This window comes from Cedecea sp. (genome assembly GCF_036500665.1).
GTDB lineage: Bacteria > Pseudomonadota > Gammaproteobacteria > Enterobacterales > Enterobacteriaceae > Cedecea.
In genome coordinates this window covers 76,337-91,374 of record NZ_DASYBS010000014.1, presented here as the reverse complement: position 1 = coordinate 91,374, position 15,038 = coordinate 76,337, and the positions used below count along the sequence as shown (strand labels likewise).

Genomic DNA, 15,038 nt, shown 5'->3' with positions numbered 1-15,038 from the left:
GACGTTAGCGGAGAATGTCTTAAGACACTCCCCGCTAATTTTAAAGCAAACGGTGCTGAGCACCGTTCTTAATCACCTCGCCAAAACCTACCGAAATATGGTGTTGGTTTATTAGCGCTGATTTATGGGGATCCCTCAGCGCAAATGCGGGGTTAAATCATGGGATTAGTGTTTTCTTAGCACTTCGACCGTGCCGTCCGGCGATTTCTGGACCAGCAGTTCGGTAAGGGAGGTGAGGACGTAATCCACGTGTTCAAGCCGTGGCGTATCCGCCGGCGCGTTAACCGCAATCACGTGGCAGCCTGCAGCAAGTCCGGAAAGCACGCCGGCGGGCGCATCTTCAACGACCACGCATTCTTCCGGCTCAAGCCCGAGCAGCTGAGCCCCAAGCAAATAGGCATCAGGTTCAGGTTTGCCGCGGGCCACTCGCTCAGCCGTAACAAACACTTCCGGCTCGGGTAAGCCACCCGCCCGGCGACGAGCGGACGCTACCGGCACAGAGCCTGAAGTGACGATAGCCCACGGAATACCCGCTTCGTTCAAGTGAGCCAGCAACTCAGCCGCACCGGGCAGAGCAACAATGCCATCGGTATCTTCGGACTCCAGCTTCTCCAGGCGCAGGAACTCCTGCTGGATCTCTTCCTCGGACGCCCCGGCCATAAAGTGGCGCAGTGAGGTAATCGCCTGCTTGCCGTGGATGAAGCCCAAGACTTCTTCCGGGGAAATATTAAAACGCTTTGCCCAGTTCACCCACGCGCGCTCGACGGCAGGAAGGGAGTCAACCAGCGTACCATCCAAATCAAACAAGAAACCTTTACACTTCACTACGCGTCTCTCCTCAGGCGTTAATAATCTGCGCAATCTCGTTGGCGCTTAAGTGATACTGACGCGGGCAGGCATGCCACACCTTCAGCATTCGTTGATATTTGTCCCACATTGGGGTTTGGGCGTTAAAGCCGTGGGTGCCGGCATCGAAATGGGTATAGCGGCCTTCAATATTCACCATAAAGCGAACATAGCCGAGGAAGCGTGCTTCGGTGGCGGCATCAAAGCCCATAAAGGTGACGCGGCGTTCGTCGATGTCCTGGCTGTCTTTCAGGTTGGTCCAGGAAACATGCAGCGCGTGATACATCTCCATGATGTCGATAACGATACGACAGGTCTCTTCTTTCAGTTCGCCAAACTCGCGATCCAGCTCGCGCATTTGCAGGCCATAGCCGCGTTCGATGATGGTTTGCAGGCGACGATAGCGCTCGGCGTTGTCCGGGTCCATCATCGTCATCATCTTATACTGGTTGGATAAAATCAGACGTTGCGCGTTAGTCATTTCCATTTCCTGACTCCTTTGGTGCATGGAAAAATCCAGGTTATGACAGAGATAACCTGTAAGAAAGTATGCCTTCCTTTATATGCGCAACCGTAGGGTAATTACAAATCATCCAGGAAAGTTTTATCCAGCTGTTTGAACGCGCGCTTCAGCACGTCCGCCAGCGCCTGGTAGTCCGGCTTGCCTTCAACCGGGGCCAGCGCCTGCCCTGCTTCCTGCAGTTTCATACGAACTTCATAAAACCACTGTAATGTTGACGGCGGTAATGGCGTGACCGAGCGTTTGCCGAGCCACCACAGCCCTTGCATTGGCAGGCTGCAGGCAAAGAGTGCCGTTGCTACCGCAGGGCCAAGCTGGCCGCCCAGCGCGATTTGCCAGGTCAGCGTAAACACCGCCAGCGGCGGCATAAAACGTATAGCGTACCGAGTGGCACGAATCACGCGGTTTTCAATAAATACCGGTGACAGGCGCTTATCCAGCGGCCACGTCTTTGAGTAATGCTGCCCACGTCCGAACAGGCTAAACCAGCTAACATGGCTATTCTGGGGTGTCGACATGGCTCATACCTCAACTCTACATATAAAAAATAAAATAATTTTGCAACTCAGCAACTCTAAATGACATCGTTCAAAAAATTTTGTCTTTACGAGCCTCTATCTGCTACCCTGTGCCGGCCTTGATGGCCGTAGTGGGGAAACCACACGCTGTCAAACATTCTTTTACATCGCCGTGACCTGCAGCTTCGGTAATATGGCGTAAACTCTGAGTAATTTTATTCGCCATGCCAAAAAACGTTCCTGGCATGACGTTAATCATAAATGTCCGCGTCATCATGCGCTACGCTGATAGACCAACTGACGTTTTTTTAGCCACGTATTTAAAATAGGTACTTCCATGTCGAGTAAGCTAGTACTGGTTCTGAACTGCGGTAGCTCATCACTGAAATTCGCAATTATCGATGCTGTAAACGGTGAAGAGTACCTTTCTGGTTTAGCAGAGTGTTTCCACCTTCCTGAAGCCCGCATCAAGTGGAAGCTGGACGGCGCTAAACAAGAAGCGGCTCTGGGTGCAGGTGCCGCTCACAGCGAAGCTCTTAACTTCATCGTTAATAAGATTCTGGCAGAAAAACCAGAATTGTCCGCTCAGTTGACCGCTATCGGTCACCGTATCGTACACGGCGGTGAAAAATACACCAGTTCCGTTGTTATCGATGATTCCGTAATTCAGGGTATCAAAGATTCAGCCTCTTTTGCACCGCTGCATAACCCGGCTCACCTGATCGGTATCGCTGAAGCACTGAAATCCTTCCCTAACCTGGCTGATAAAAACGTTGCCGTGTTTGACACCGCGTTCCATCAGACCATGCCGGAAGAATCTTTCCTCTACGCGCTGCCATACAAACTGTACAAAGAGCACGGCGTTCGTCGCTACGGCGCACACGGCACCAGCCACTTCTACGTGACTCAGGAAGCCGCAAAAATGCTGAACAAGCCGGTTGATGAACTGAACATCATCACCTGCCATCTGGGCAACGGCGGTTCCGTTTCTGCAATCCGTAACGGCAAATGCGTTGATACTTCCATGGGTCTGACCCCGCTGGAAGGTCTGGTCATGGGTACCCGCTCCGGCGACATCGACCCGGCTATCATCTTCCACCTGCACGATGCCCTGGGCATGAGCGTGGAAGACATCAACAAAATGCTGACCAAAGAGTCCGGCCTGCTGGGTCTGACCGAAGTCACCAGCGACTGCCGCTATGTTGAAGACAACTACGCGACTAAAGAAGACGCTAAACGTGCGATGGACGTTTACTGCCACCGCCTGACGAAATACATCGGCTCCTACACCGCGCTGATGGAAGGTCGTCTGGACGCAGTCGTGTTCACCGGCGGTATCGGTGAAAACGCCGCGATGGTGCGCGAGCTGTCCCTGGGCAAACTGGGCGTACTGGGCTTCGACGTTGATCACGAGCGCAACCTGGCTGCACGTTTCGGCAAGTCTGGCTTCATCAACAAGGAAGGCACTCGCCCGGCGGTGGTTATCACCACCAATGAAGAGCTGGTCATCGCTCAGGATGCATCCCGCCTGACCGCCTGATTCCCTCACCGCCAGCCTTAGCTGGCGGTGTTGTTTTCTGAGTCGAGTGAGCATACCTGCTCGCGAAAACGAAAGAGGTTATACCGTGTCCCGTACTATTATGCTGATCCCTACCGGAACCAGCGTCGGCCTTACCAGCGTAAGCCTTGGCGTTATCCGTGCTATGGAACAAAAAGGCGTTCGTCTGAGCGTCTTCAAACCTATCGCCCAGCCGCGTACCGGTGGCGATAGCCCGGACCAGACTACCAGCATCATTCGTGCTAACTCCACCATCCCGGCCGCCGAGCCGCTGAACATGGGCCACGTAGAGTCCCTGCTGTCCAGCAATCAGCAGGACGTGCTGATGGAAGAGATTATCGCCAACTACCACGCCACCAGCAAAGATGCTGAAGTCGTGCTGGTTGAAGGCCTGGTGCCGACCCGCAAACACCAGTTTGCTCAGGCGCTGAACTACGAAATCGCCAAAACCCTGAACGCGGAAATCGTCTTCGTAATGTCTCTGGGCAATGACTCTCCGGAGCAGCTGAAAGAGCGTATCGAACTGACCCGCAGCAGCTTCGGCGGCAGCAAAAACACCAACATCACCGGCGTTATCATTAACAAACTGAACGCCCCGGTTGATGAGCAAGGCCGCACCCGCCCTGACCTGTCCGAGATCTTCGACGACTCCAGCAAAGCGAGCATCGCGAACATCGATCCTAAGCAGCTGTTTGCCGACAGCCCGCTGCCGGTTCTGGGCTGCGTGCCGTGGAGCTTCGAACTGATTGCTACCCGCGCAATCGACATGGCTCGCCACCTGAACGCGACCGTCATTAACGAAGGTGACATCAACACTCGCCGCGTGAAGTCCGTGACCTTCTGTGCGCGCAGCATTCCGCACATGCTGGAACACTTCCGCCCTGGCTCCCTGCTGGTCACCTCTGCAGACCGCCCGGACGTGCTGGTTGCTGCCTGCCTGGCCGCAATGAACGGCGTGGAAATCGGCGCTATCCTGCTGACCGGCGGTTACGAAATGGACCCACGCATCAGCAAGCTGTGCGAGCGTGCTTTCGCCACCGGCCTGCCGCTGTTCATGGTTGACACCAACACCTGGCAGACCTCTCTGAGCCTGCAAAGCTTCAACCTGGAAGTCCCAACCGACGACCATCAGCGTATCGAAAAAGTGCAGGAATATGTGGCAAGCCACATCGATGCTAACTGGATCGAATCCCTGACCGCGACCTCCGAGCGCAGCCGTCGCCTGTCTCCTCCAGCGTTCCGCTACCAGCTGACCGAACTGGCTCGTAAAGCCGGTAAACACGTTGTGCTGCCGGAAGGCGACGAACCGCGTACCGTTAAAGCCGCCGCTATCTGCGCTGAACGTGGTATCGCGACCTGTGTGCTGCTGGGTAACCCGGATGAAATCACCCGTGTTGCTGCGGCGCAGGGCGTTGAGCTGGGCGCAGGCATCGAAATCGTCGATCCAGAAGTGGTTCGCGAAAGCTACGTTGCCCGTCTGGTTGAGCTGCGTAAGAGCAAAGGCATGACCGAAGCCGTTGCCCGCGAACAGCTGGAAGACAACGTTGTGCTGGGCACCCTGATGCTTGAGCAGGACGAAGTTGACGGCCTGGTTTCCGGCGCAGTTCACACCACCGCCAACACCATCCGTCCACCGCTGCAGCTGATCAAAACCGCACCGGGCAGTTCTCTGGTGTCTTCCGTGTTCTTCATGCTGCTGCCTGAACAGGTTTACGTTTACGGCGACTGTGCGATCAACCCGGATCCAACCGCAGAACAGCTGGCAGAGATCGCGATTCAGTCCGCTGACTCCGCTGCCGCTTTCGGTATCGACCCGCGCGTTGCAATGCTCTCCTACTCCACCGGTAACTCCGGCGCAGGTAGCGACGTTGAGAAAGTGCGTGAAGCGACCCGTATCGCGCAGGAAAAACGCCCTGACCTGGTCATCGACGGTCCACTGCAGTATGACGCTGCGGTCATGGCTGACGTTGCTAAGTCTAAGGCACCAAACTCCCCTGTTGCGGGCCGTGCGACCGTGTTCATCTTCCCTGACCTGAACACCGGTAACACCACCTATAAAGCGGTACAGCGTTCTGCAGACCTGATCTCCATCGGGCCAATGCTGCAGGGTATGCGCAAGCCGGTTAACGACCTGTCCCGTGGCGCGCTGGTTGACGACATCGTCTACACCATCGCTCTGACCGCGATTCAGTCCGCTCAGCAGGCGTAAGCCAGCTGAGACGCAAAAAGGCAGCCACCTGGCTGCCTTTTTTATTGCTTTAACCCGCTACAGCAGTTCTTTAGCCGCCTTCACGATAGCTTCCGCCGTCAGGCCGTACTCCTGCTGCAGAAAATCCTGCGTCCCCACCTGGCCATAACGCTCCTTCACGCCAATCCGACGCATCGGTACCGGACAGGTTTCCACCAACACCTCGGCCACCGCTGACCCCAGCCCGTTGTGGATACTGTGGTTTTCGCAGGTGACGATGCGGCCCGTTTTCTCCGCGTAATTCTTCACCAGCATGCGGTCGATAGGCTTGAGGGTGAACATGTCGATCACCGCCGCGCTGACGCCCTCCTGCTCAAGCTGTTGAGCCGCTTTTAGCGCTTCTGCAACCATAATTCCGTTGGCTATCAGCGTGACATCCGTGCCTTCACGCAGCACGTTGCCTTTGCCGATGGTGAAGGTCGAATCTTCCTCATAAACGGTAGCCGCCTGCTTGCGAATAGTGCGTACCCAATAGAAGCCTTCGAGATCGATCAGCTGACGTAGAATGTCTTTAAACATCACCGCGTCGGTCACCTCCAGCACGATGGAGTGCGCCAGCCCACGCACAATGCCCATATCTTCGAACGACATATGGGTCCCGCCGTTGTGGCAGGCCGTGACCCCGGCGTCAGAAGCGATAACCTTGACGTTATTGCGCTGGTAATCCAGCGACATAAACAGCTGGTCAAAGCAGCGGCGGCTGGCGAAGGCGGTAAAAGTATGAACAAACGGCTTACGTCCGGTTAGAGACAGGCCTGCCGCCACGCCAATCACGTTGGCTTCCATGATGCCGCAGTTAATCACGTGCTGCGGGTTATCTCGCTGTACGCCGTCCATCGCCATCGAACTCATCAGGTCAGCTTCAAGCGCGATAATGCCGCTCTCTGCATTGATCTGTTGCTGAACAAAACCGGCGTAGACCTTACGCATTTCAACGGCGTCCTGAGCGCCGGACTGGCTTACCTTAATCATGTGCCGCCTCCAGTTGCGCGATGGCCTGCTCCAGCGCCTGTTTTGACTGCTCCGTCAGGCGGAGATGGTGGGAGTTACCCAGCTGTTCAAGATACGGAACGCCCTGCCCCTTCACGCTGTCGAGGATCACCAGCAGAGGACGCTGCTCGCCGCTGCAAACCGGCTTCACCGCCGCCAGCAAGCCAGCAACGTCATCGCCTTTCACCTGCACAACGTCAAAACCGAAGGCGCTAAACTTCTCTTCCAGATCGAATGCACAGATGATTTCGTCCAGCTCGCCGTCCAGCTGCTGCTTGTTCCAGTCGACAAAAACCGTCAGGTTATTGAGGCGGTGATGAGCAATAAACTGGAAAGCCTCCCAGCACTGCCCCTCGTTCAGCTCGCCGTCGCCGACGATGCTGAATACCCGGTTACGGCGCTGCGCCAGCTTGTGGGACAGCGCAATACCGGCGGCGATCGAAATCCCCTGCCCCAGCGAACCGGTAGTGGCGTCCACGCCGCGAGTTTTCAGGCGATCGGGGTGGCTCGGCAGGCTGGTTCCATTCTCATTCAGAGTGGCCAACTGCTCGACCGGGAAATATCCCTTAAGCGCCAGCGTGCTGTATAGCGCCGGTCCAGCATGCCCTTTCGACAGCACAAAGTAATCGCGCTCAGCCCAGTCAGGGTCGCCCGGATCGATATTCATCACATCGCCGTACAGTACCGCCAGCGTTTCAACCACCGACATGCTGCCGCCGTAGTGACCGAACCCCAGCTGGGTGAGCGCCTTCAGCGTCTCCACCCGGATATCGCGCGCAAACCGCGTGACGTCTGCCAGTTCATTCATTATTTAGCCCCCGTATTGTCTTCAGTGTGTACGGCAGGAGTGCCTTTTCCTTTGCCCAGATAGTTGAACCCGACCAGTACCGCAAACACGGCGACCACTACTGCGGTAATCGCCGCAGGTGACAGGAAGCGTGCCAGGTTGCCGAGGATAATCCCCACCACGCCGAAATCAGCGTCGGAGAAGGTTGTGTTGGCGAAGCCCAGCGCCCCCAGCACAGGCAGCAGCAAGACAGGCAGGAAGGTAATCAGCAGTCCGTTGGCAAAAGCCCCCACCATTGCCCCGCGACGACCGCCGGTAGCGTTACCAAACACGCCGGCGGTAGCCCCGGTAAAGAAGTGAGGCACTACGCCCGGCAAAATCAGCACCAGCTTCATCTGCCCCAGCAGGAACAGGCCGACCAGGCCACCGAGGAAACTGAACAGGAAGCCCACCAGCACGGCATTCGGCGCGTAAGGGTAAACCACCGGGCAGTCAAGCGCCGGGCGAGCATTAGGCACCAGCTTCTCGGAGAAACCGGTAAATGCCGGGACGATTTCCGCCAGAATCAAGCGCACACCCTGCAGGATGATGAACACCCCGGCCGCAAAGGTAATCGCCTGAATAATGGAGTAAACCAGGAAGTTCTGGCCGCCGCTGAGCTTCTCTTCTACATAAACCTGGCCCGCACAAATCGCGAGGATCATGTAAATAATTATCATGGTCAGGGAGATGGAGATTGAGCTGTCACGCAGGAAGCTGAGGTTCTTCGGCAGATTCATCTCTTCCGTTGAACGCGAGCCTTTCCCGCACTTGCTGCCGATCCAGCCGGACAGGACGTAGCCCAGCGTGCCGAAGTGGCCAAAGCCGATATCATCGGTACCGGTGATACGACGCATGTAGCGCTGAGCAATCGCCGGGAAGAACGCCATAATCAGGCCAAGGATCAGCGACCCGGTAAACACCAGCGCCACGCCTTCAAAGCCTGCCACGGTCAGGATGACGCTTATCATGCACGCCATGTAGAACGTGTGGTGCCCGGTCAGGAAGATGTACTTCAGGCGGGTAAAGCGAGCCACAATGATGTTCGCCACCATCCCGAAGGCCATAATCAGCGCCGTGGATGCCCCGTATTTTTCCAGCGCGATGGAAACAATCGCTTCATTATTAGGAATAATGCCCTGGATATTAAAGGCGTGCTCAAACATACCGCCCAGTGGATTCAAAGACCCTACTAATACGGTGGCACCGCCGCCCAGAACAATAAAGCCTAATACGGTTTTAATTGAGCCTTTGACCACATCAGAAAATGATTTCTTTTGTGCCACCAGGCCAATTAATGCTATCAACCCGACGAGAATGGCCGGGACCTTTAGAATATCAACAATAAAATTCAGCGTACCAAGGATAAACATATCCGCCTCCGCTAATTATGATTAACGGCCAGCAAAATAAGCGCTCAGCTTATTTTCCAGCTCATTGATATCGATGATGTTGTTGATAACCACCAGCTGACTGTCCGGCAGGCTTGCGCTGGCGGCAATGTCTTTCGCCATCACAAATACATCAGCCGCACCCGGCGTGGCGGAAGATAAATCAGAATGTTCCACTTCTGCTTCAATATTGAGTTTTTTAAGCACCTTTTTAATGTTCATTTCGACCATAAAGCTACTACCCAGGCCGGAACCGCAGATTGCCATTATCTTCATCGTATTTACCTTATATTTTTAGTAGAGTACGAGCGCATCGCATTTTTCAATGCAACGTAAAACCTATGGTGTTAAATTAAAAAACTAGAATCGATTAATTATTTTTTGTATTTCCTCCAGGTTATTGGCCTGATGCAATAACGCCATATCTTCGTCGCTGGAAAATAGCTCAGCGAGCGCGGAAATCATTTCAATGTGGCTGTGGCTGTCCGGGGCCGCCAGCATAATAATGACGTCCACCGGGTCGTTATCCTCAGAATGAAAGCTAACGCCCTGCTTCAGCTTTAACAGAGACAGCCCAAGCCCGGTGGCGCCTTCTTCCGGCCGCGCGTGAGGCATCGCCAGGCCCGGCGCCAGCACATAATAAGGCCCCAGCTTTTGATGCTGTTGCATGATGGCCGTCAGGTAATGCGGGGCAATAATCCCCGCACTCAGCAGCGGCTGGGCGCTAATTTCCAGCGCCTGCTGCCAGCTAGCGGCGTTGTCGTGAAGCTGGATAGTCCCCTGATGCAGCCATTGGTTAAGCACGATACCCTCTCAAAATCGACGTTGATGATGGGCAAACTTTATTCAACGGCCTCGGGTTTAACTGTGACTAGCATCACAAAGATAGCGCTACCAATAACTATCACTCGGTTTTGTGATAGCGCTATCAAATTGCAATCATTGTGTTAAATCGCATTAAGGCGCACGATTTCAGGCGTATACTTGAGCGATATTTCCCCTTCTTTTTCAGGGGCCAACGTCAGCCTGGCGTTTTTCAGGCCGAGAATCAGGAATCATAATGTCCATAACCCGAAAGCGGCGAAGTACCGGTAAGGTGACGCTTGCAGATGTGGCTCAGCTCGCGGGAGTCGGTACCATGACCGTTTCGCGAGCGCTAAGAACCCCGGAGCAGGTTTCCGACAAATTACGCGAAAAAATCGAAGCGGCGGTTTCCGAACTGGGCTACATGCCCAACCTGGCGGCAAGCGCGCTGGCCTCAGCCTCCTCGTACACCATTGCGATGGTGGTCCCAAGCCTGGCGGAATCCGGCTGCAGTGAAATGTTTGCCGGCCTGCAGCAGGTACTGCAGCCTGCGGGGTATCAGATAGTGCTTGCGGAGTCTCAGCATCGGCTGGAGCAGGAGGAAAAGCTGCTGGCGTCTAATATTGCCGCGGCGATACTACTGAGCGTTGAGCACAGCGACACGGTGCGAGGCTGGCTGAAGCACGCCAGCATTCCTGTGCTGGAAATAGGCGCCACCCGCGCCGACCCGCTGGACATGAACATCGGTATTGATAACGTCGCGGCGATGTTTGAACTGACGGAAATGCTCATCCACCGCGGGTATCAGAACATCGGGCTGTTGTGCGCGAACCAGGAACAGTGGATTTTCCAGCAGCACCTTCAGGGCTGGTACAAAGCGATGCTGCGCCACCATATGTCACCCAACAGGGTGATCAACGCCGCCGCCCCGCCGAATTTCTCCACCGGGGCAGCACAGTTACCCGAATTTTTGCTGGCCTGGCCGGAGCTGGACGCGCTGGTCTGCGTGTCGGATGAGCTGGCCTGCGGCGCGCTGTACGAATGCCAGCGCAGGCGCATCAAAGTCCCTGACGACTTAGCCATCGTCGGGTTTGGCGACAGCGACGTAAGCCGCGTGTGTCAACCCGCGCTGACGACCATTGCGGTACCACATCGTAAGATTGGGATTGAAGCAGGAAGAGCGTTGCTGGCAAGAATTAACGAAGAAGAATGGGATCGGAGCCCGACTATCGCGTCCTCGCTGTGTATGCGGGACAGTTGCTGATTTTCCCTCACCCTGGTCCCCTCCTTGCAGGAAGAGGATCGGGGTGAGGGTAAAAATTACTCGCTCTCTTCGCTTTGCGTTTGTGACTCATTTTTGGCGTTGCGGGTCATCCACAGCGCCAGCGCTTTCAGCGAATCAGGGGTAAATTCGTCGCAGCGCGCGGTGATCTCTTCCGGGGACATCCAGCTCACTTCGCTGACTTCTTCTTCCTGCAGCGCGAAAGGCCCGTGGGAAACGCAGCTAAAAAGCCCACCCCAAACGCGGCAGCTATCATCTTCGAAGTAGAACTGACCGTGTTCCGCGAACGGTACGCCGGCAATGCCAAGTTCCTCTTCCGCCTCGCGGCGAGCCGACTCGAGCATCTGTTCATCCGCCTGCACTACGCCGCCTGCGGTGGCATCCAGCATGCCTGGCATGAAGTCTTTAATTTCGGTGCGACGCTGCACCAGAATTTTGCCCATACCATCGTGAACGACAATATAGGTCGCGCGATGACGCAGCCGCTGCGCACGCATTTGCTCGCGGCTTGCCTGTGCGATGACCTCATTGTCCTCATTAACAATATCTACCCATTCCGTGCCGACAAAATGACTCTGTTCCACCATCGGGGAAACCTTATTCAGGGGCGCTCTTACGGCGCGTTATTGGATTAACCTGTCAACGTTACGGGGTAATACGCACCTGCGCAATAACCCCATGACTCTCGAGCGTGCGAACGGTCAGAACGCCATCATCCAGCATCCCGTAACTGGCCTCAAAACCGCCCTTCGGTATGCTGACAGAGCCTGGATTAAACAAATAGATCTGTTCGTGCTTTTCTGCAACCGGAAGATGCGTATGGCCGAAAATCAGAACATCGCCAGCGGACAGCGGCGGCAACTGCCCCGGATGATAGAGATGCCCGTGGGTCAGAAAAAGCCGCTGCTGTGCCAGCAAAACCTGCTGCCAGGGCGCGGTGATGGGAAACTGCAGCAGCATCTGGTCCACTTCGCTGTCGCAGTTTCCACGCACCGCAATAATTTTATCGGCAACGCTATTCAGGCTCTGCGCTACCGCTGAAGGATTGTAGCCTTCAGGGAGCGCATTTCGCGGGCCGTGATTCAGTAAATCGCCCAGAATGACCAGCCATTTCGCGCCGCTGTGCGCAAAGCGTTCCAGCACTTTTTCCGTGGCGGGTAGCGAACCGTGAAGGTCCGAGGCAAACATCAGTTTCATTTATCCCTGGCTCCTGTAATGACAAGCAGCCAATGATATCGAATTATCAGCCCGCTATCAGCCTACGTTTTTTGCCGATAGCGCCAGCCAAAGCTGGACGGAAGCACGCTGCCACTGGAAACTCGCATATTCTTTCAAGCGTTCAGACACTTCGTCACCATTAAGAATCAAACGGTTGAGCATCAGCGCCAGATCGGTATCGGCAATTGACCACTCACCAAATAAGTTCTGCTGCCCTTCAGGGAGCAAGCGTTCTGCGGTGGCGATTAACTTCTCTGCGGCCTGTTGGCCTGCGGGGCTTAGCGCGGGTTTCTTCTCGCCGGCAAAGACAACGGCCGTGGAGCGCTCTTCACGGATGGGCATTAAGTCACTGCGCAGCCACGCCTGCACCTGCCGCGCCCGGGCGCGTTTTTCAATGTTATGAGGATAAATGCGTTCCCACGTCGGCGGGGCAAAACGCTCCTCCAGATACTCAGCAATGGCGGAGGATTCACTGAGCACAAAATCCCCTACGGCCAGCACAGGCACGCGACGAGTGAGTTCGAAACCTTTCCAGCCCGGTTTTAAATTCTGGCCGCTGGCAAGATCGACCGTTTGCAGCGAAAAGGCGAGCCCCTTCTCTTTCAGCGCAACAAAAACCGAAAGCGCATAGGGGCTGAAACACTGGCTATCGGTCCACAATGTAATGGCAGGCTGGCTCATCATATCCTCATTTATTCGCGCGTCAGGTTATTGAACATAGAGCGAAAAAAACCTTTTGTCATCCGCTTAAAACGCACCATTCCGGTGCAGCATGAGCAAAAACGCCTATACTCGAAGCGTTTGTTAAAAATGTGCTAACCACTGGAGTGACCATGATCGATCTTTATTATGCGCCGACCCCAAATGGCCATAAAATTACCCTGTTTCTCGAAGAAGCCGGTCTCGATTACAAAATCCACCGTATCGATATCGGTAAAGGCGACCAGTTCCGCCCGGCTTTCCTGACTATCTCACCGAATAACAAAATTCCAGCCATCGTCGATAACAAACCGGCTGATGGAGGGGAACCCCTGAGCCTCTTTGAGTCCGGTGAGATCCTGCTTTATCTGGCCGATAAAACCGGGCTGCTGCTCAGCAAAGAACTCCGCGCTCGTCATGCAACGCTTCAGTGGCTGTTTTGGCAGGTCGGCGGCTTTGGGCCGATGTTGGGTCAGAACCACCATTTCAACCACTTTGCTCCTCAGCCTGTCCCTTATGCTATTGAGCGCTATCAGGTCGAAACCCAACGCCTTTACGGCGTACTCAATAAACAGCTTGAGAAAGCCCCGTGGCTTGGCGGCCACGATTACAGCATTGCGGATATCGCGACTTATCCCTGGGTGGTGTCCCATGAGCGCCAGCGCGTTGACCTGGCCAATTTCCCGGCGGTGCGAAACTGGTTTGAACGGATCCGCACCCGACCTGCTACCGTGAAGGCTTATCAGCAGGCAGAGAAGGCGTAATCCCCGGTTCAGGTTTTTTCCCGCGCTGGTGTATCCTGTGGCGGGAAAAGACTAATAAGGAACCTGCAATGTCATCCATGCAACCAGACGCCATTATTCGCATTAAAAACCTGCGCCTACGGACTTTTATTGGTATCAAAGAAGAAGAGATCGCCAACCGGCAGGACATCGTGATTAACGTCGCCCTCCACTATCCTGCAGGCAAAGCAAGGGAGAGTGAGGACATCAACGACGCGCTGAACTACCGCACCGTCACCAAAGAGATCATCCAGCTGGTTGAGAATAACCGCTTCTCGCTGCTGGAAAAATTAACTCAGGATGTGCTGAATATCGCATGCGCTCACCCGTGGGTGACATATGCTGAAGTAGAAATCGATAAACTTCACGCGCTCCGCTACGCCGACTCGGTATCCATGACCCTGAGCTGGCGGCGGTAAGCGCTTCCTGGTGGGAGGAATGTATGGAGATCCTGATTACCGGCGGCAGCGGATTAATTGGCCGCCACCTGATATCTCGCCTGCTTGAGCTTAACCATCGAGTGTCGGTCGTGACGCGTTCGCCGGAAAAGACCGGCAAGCGGCTGGACAAGCGCGTGGCGCTGCTCAAAGGGCTCGACGGTTTACAGAATCTCGACGCCTTTGACGCAGTCATAAACCTGGCCGGTGAACCGATAGCCGATAAACGCTGGAGCGAGGAACAAAAGCAGCGTCTGTGCCAGAGCCGCTGGCAAATTACCGAGCGGCTGGTCGAACTGTTTAAGGCCAGCCAGCAGCCTCCCAAAACATTTATTTCCGGCTCAGCCACCGGCTACTATGGCGACCTTGGCGAAGTGGTCGTCACCGAAGATGAACCGCCCCACAACGAATTTACCCACAAGCTTTGTGCCCGCTGGGAGCAAACTGCCTGCGGCGCGCAAAGTGAAAAGACGCGAGTTTGCCTGTTACGCACCGGCGTTGTTTTAGCTCCCAAAGGCGGAATTCTGGCCAAAATGCTGCCGTTGTTCCGGCTTGGGCTCGGTGGCCCCATCGGCAATGGCAGGCAGTATCTGGCGTGGATCCACATCGACGATATGGTCAACGGCATTCTCTGGCTGCTGGATAACGACCTGCGCGGGCCGTTTAATATGGTTTCCCCTTACCCGGTGCGCAACGAGCAGTTTTCCCATGCCCTGGGTCATGCCCTTAAGCGCCCGGCTATTCTTCGTGCCCCGGCCACGGCCATTCGTCTGCTAATGGGGGAGTCTTCCGTGTTAGTGCTTGGCGGGCAGCGGGCGCTGCCTAAACGCCTGGAAGAGTCAGGTTTTGGCTTCCGTTGGTTCGACTTAGACGAAGCGCTGGCGGACGTGATTCGCTAACAAAAAAGCCGGGGTTGTCG

At 55.2% G+C, this 15,038-nt stretch carries 17 protein-coding genes; 6 read left to right on the top strand and 11 right to left on the bottom strand.

Going from position 1 to position 15,038, the window contains the following annotated elements; translation table 11 throughout:
* Positions 1 to 165 precede the first annotated feature (165 nt).
* The 3 genes from VGM55_RS02305 to yfbV all read right to left on the bottom strand — a co-directional run bounded on the left by VGM55_RS02305 (position 166) and on the right by yfbV (position 1,884).
* Positions 166 to 861 carry a sugar phosphatase gene (locus tag VGM55_RS02305; protein WP_331634462.1) on the bottom strand — a complete coding sequence of 232 codons (696 nt, stop codon included), beginning with the start codon at positions 859 to 861 and terminating at the stop codon, positions 166 to 168.
* On the bottom strand, positions 839 to 1,333 hold the full coding sequence (locus VGM55_RS02300; RefSeq protein WP_038480843.1) for a YfbU family protein: 495 nt from the start codon (positions 1,331 to 1,333) through the stop codon (positions 839 to 841). The genes VGM55_RS02305 and VGM55_RS02300 overlap by 23 nt, the downstream gene beginning before the upstream one ends.
* Before the next feature lie 95 nt (positions 1,334 to 1,428).
* Positions 1,429 to 1,884 (bottom strand): terminus macrodomain insulation protein YfbV, encoded by a 456-nt coding sequence (gene yfbV / locus VGM55_RS02295; protein ID WP_038480841.1) that lies wholly within the window; start codon positions 1,882 to 1,884, stop codon positions 1,429 to 1,431.
* 337 nt (positions 1,885 to 2,221) lie between these two features.
* Between yfbV and ackA the strand changes: the two genes are divergently transcribed.
* The gene (ackA, locus tag VGM55_RS02290) at positions 2,222 to 3,424 is read left to right on the top strand and encodes an acetate kinase (RefSeq protein WP_331634461.1); all 1,203 of its coding nucleotides are present in this window, start codon (positions 2,222 to 2,224) and stop codon (positions 3,422 to 3,424) included.
* Positions 3,425 to 3,509: 85 nt separating this feature from the next.
* Positions 3,510 to 5,651: a phosphate acetyltransferase gene (gene pta, locus VGM55_RS02285; RefSeq protein WP_331634459.1), complete on the top strand. Its 2,142-nt coding sequence runs from the start codon at positions 3,510 to 3,512 to the stop codon at positions 5,649 to 5,651.
* A gap of 57 nt (positions 5,652 to 5,708) precedes the next feature.
* On the opposite strand, the gene VGM55_RS02280 is transcribed toward pta, so the two are convergent.
* The 5 genes from VGM55_RS02280 to VGM55_RS02260 form a co-directional block, all read right to left on the bottom strand.
* On the bottom strand, positions 5,709 to 6,662 hold the full coding sequence (locus VGM55_RS02280) for a transketolase family protein (RefSeq protein WP_154188128.1): 954 nt from the start codon (positions 6,660 to 6,662) through the stop codon (positions 5,709 to 5,711).
* Complete coding sequence (locus VGM55_RS02275) at positions 6,655 to 7,488, bottom strand: transketolase (RefSeq protein ID WP_331634458.1); 834 nt, start codon at positions 7,486 to 7,488, stop codon at positions 6,655 to 6,657. Before VGM55_RS02275 ends, VGM55_RS02280 begins: the two co-directional genes overlap by 8 nt.
* The gene (locus VGM55_RS02270; RefSeq protein WP_154188130.1) at positions 7,488 to 8,879 is read right to left on the bottom strand and encodes a PTS ascorbate transporter subunit IIC; all 1,392 of its coding nucleotides are present in this window, start codon (positions 8,877 to 8,879) and stop codon (positions 7,488 to 7,490) included. Before VGM55_RS02270 ends, VGM55_RS02275 begins: the two co-directional genes overlap by 1 nt.
* Positions 8,880 to 8,900: 21 nt before the next feature.
* Positions 8,901 to 9,173 (bottom strand): PTS sugar transporter subunit IIB, encoded by a 273-nt coding sequence (locus tag VGM55_RS02265; RefSeq protein WP_038480825.1) that lies wholly within the window; start codon positions 9,171 to 9,173, stop codon positions 8,901 to 8,903.
* A gap of 84 nt (positions 9,174 to 9,257) precedes the next feature.
* The gene (locus VGM55_RS02260; RefSeq protein ID WP_331634457.1) at positions 9,258 to 9,701 is read right to left on the bottom strand and encodes a PTS sugar transporter subunit IIA; all 444 of its coding nucleotides are present in this window, start codon (positions 9,699 to 9,701) and stop codon (positions 9,258 to 9,260) included.
* A gap of 256 nt (positions 9,702 to 9,957) precedes the next feature.
* On the opposite strand from VGM55_RS02260, the gene VGM55_RS02255 reads away from it, so the two are divergent.
* The gene (locus VGM55_RS02255) at positions 9,958 to 10,965 is read left to right on the top strand and encodes a LacI family DNA-binding transcriptional regulator (RefSeq protein WP_331634456.1); all 1,008 of its coding nucleotides are present in this window, start codon (positions 9,958 to 9,960) and stop codon (positions 10,963 to 10,965) included.
* A 56-nt stretch (positions 10,966 to 11,021) separates the two neighbouring features.
* Here the strand turns inward: VGM55_RS02255 and yfcD are convergent, their stop codons facing one another.
* The 3 genes from yfcD to yfcF are packed head-to-tail and all read right to left on the bottom strand — an operon-like array spanning position 11,022 to position 12,882.
* A complete protein-coding gene (gene yfcD, locus VGM55_RS02250; RefSeq protein ID WP_061274940.1) occupies positions 11,022 to 11,570 on the bottom strand; it encodes an NUDIX hydrolase YfcD in 549 nt (182 codons plus the stop codon).
* 58 nt (positions 11,571 to 11,628) lie between these two features.
* Positions 11,629 to 12,180 (bottom strand): phosphodiesterase, encoded by a 552-nt coding sequence (gene yfcE / locus VGM55_RS02245; protein ID WP_154188132.1) that lies wholly within the window; start codon positions 12,178 to 12,180, stop codon positions 11,629 to 11,631.
* A gap of 57 nt (positions 12,181 to 12,237) precedes the next feature.
* A complete protein-coding gene (gene yfcF / locus VGM55_RS02240; protein WP_331634466.1) occupies positions 12,238 to 12,882 on the bottom strand; it encodes a glutathione transferase in 645 nt (214 codons plus the stop codon).
* A 152-nt stretch (positions 12,883 to 13,034) separates the two neighbouring features.
* Here yfcF and yfcG point away from each other — a divergent pair, with 152 nt between their 5' ends.
* The 3 genes from yfcG to VGM55_RS02225 all read left to right on the top strand — a co-directional run bounded on the left by yfcG (position 13,035) and on the right by VGM55_RS02225 (position 15,018).
* Positions 13,035 to 13,664 carry a GSH-dependent disulfide bond oxidoreductase gene (gene yfcG, locus VGM55_RS02235; protein ID WP_154188133.1) on the top strand — a complete coding sequence of 210 codons (630 nt, stop codon included), beginning with the start codon at positions 13,035 to 13,037 and terminating at the stop codon, positions 13,662 to 13,664.
* A 77-nt stretch (positions 13,665 to 13,741) separates the two neighbouring features.
* A complete protein-coding gene (folX, locus tag VGM55_RS02230) occupies positions 13,742 to 14,101 on the top strand; it encodes a dihydroneopterin triphosphate 2'-epimerase (protein WP_331634465.1) in 360 nt (119 codons plus the stop codon).
* Positions 14,102 to 14,124: 23 nt separating this feature from the next.
* On the top strand, positions 14,125 to 15,018 hold the full coding sequence (locus tag VGM55_RS02225; protein WP_331634454.1) for a TIGR01777 family oxidoreductase: 894 nt from the start codon (positions 14,125 to 14,127) through the stop codon (positions 15,016 to 15,018).
* Positions 15,019 to 15,038 lie beyond the last annotated feature (20 nt).

What these genes read in the sequence shown, in the direction of transcription:
- yfbV (WP_038480841.1), bottom strand. Translation starts at nt 1,884, where the DNA reads ATGTCGACACCCCAGAATAGCCATGTTAGCTGGTTTAGCCTGTTCGGA.
- yfcD (WP_061274940.1), bottom strand. Translation starts at nt 11,570, where the DNA reads ATGGTGGAACAGAGTCATTTTGTCGGCACGGAATGGGTAGATATTGTT.
- VGM55_RS02270 (WP_154188130.1), bottom strand. Translation starts at nt 8,879, where the DNA reads ATGTTTATCCTTGGTACGCTGAATTTTATTGTTGATATTCTAAAGGTC.
- VGM55_RS02225 (WP_331634454.1), top strand. Translation starts at nt 14,125, where the DNA reads ATGGAGATCCTGATTACCGGCGGCAGCGGATTAATTGGCCGCCACCTG.
- ackA (WP_331634461.1), top strand. Translation starts at nt 2,222, where the DNA reads ATGTCGAGTAAGCTAGTACTGGTTCTGAACTGCGGTAGCTCATCACTG.
- yfcE (WP_154188132.1), bottom strand. Translation starts at nt 12,180, where the DNA reads ATGAAACTGATGTTTGCCTCGGACCTTCACGGTTCGCTACCCGCCACG.
- folX (WP_331634465.1), top strand. Translation starts at nt 13,742, where the DNA reads ATGCAACCAGACGCCATTATTCGCATTAAAAACCTGCGCCTACGGACT.
- VGM55_RS02275 (WP_331634458.1), bottom strand. Translation starts at nt 7,488, where the DNA reads ATGAATGAACTGGCAGACGTCACGCGGTTTGCGCGCGATATCCGGGTG.
- yfcG (WP_154188133.1), top strand. Translation starts at nt 13,035, where the DNA reads ATGATCGATCTTTATTATGCGCCGACCCCAAATGGCCATAAAATTACC.
- VGM55_RS02280 (WP_154188128.1), bottom strand. Translation starts at nt 6,662, where the DNA reads ATGATTAAGGTAAGCCAGTCCGGCGCTCAGGACGCCGTTGAAATGCGT.
- yfcF (WP_331634466.1), bottom strand. Translation starts at nt 12,882, where the DNA reads ATGAGCCAGCCTGCCATTACATTGTGGACCGATAGCCAGTGTTTCAGC.
- VGM55_RS02300 (WP_038480843.1), bottom strand. Translation starts at nt 1,333, where the DNA reads ATGGAAATGACTAACGCGCAACGTCTGATTTTATCCAACCAGTATAAG.
- VGM55_RS02265 (WP_038480825.1), bottom strand. Translation starts at nt 9,173, where the DNA reads ATGAAGATAATGGCAATCTGCGGTTCCGGCCTGGGTAGTAGCTTTATG.
- VGM55_RS02255 (WP_331634456.1), top strand. Translation starts at nt 9,958, where the DNA reads ATGTCCATAACCCGAAAGCGGCGAAGTACCGGTAAGGTGACGCTTGCA.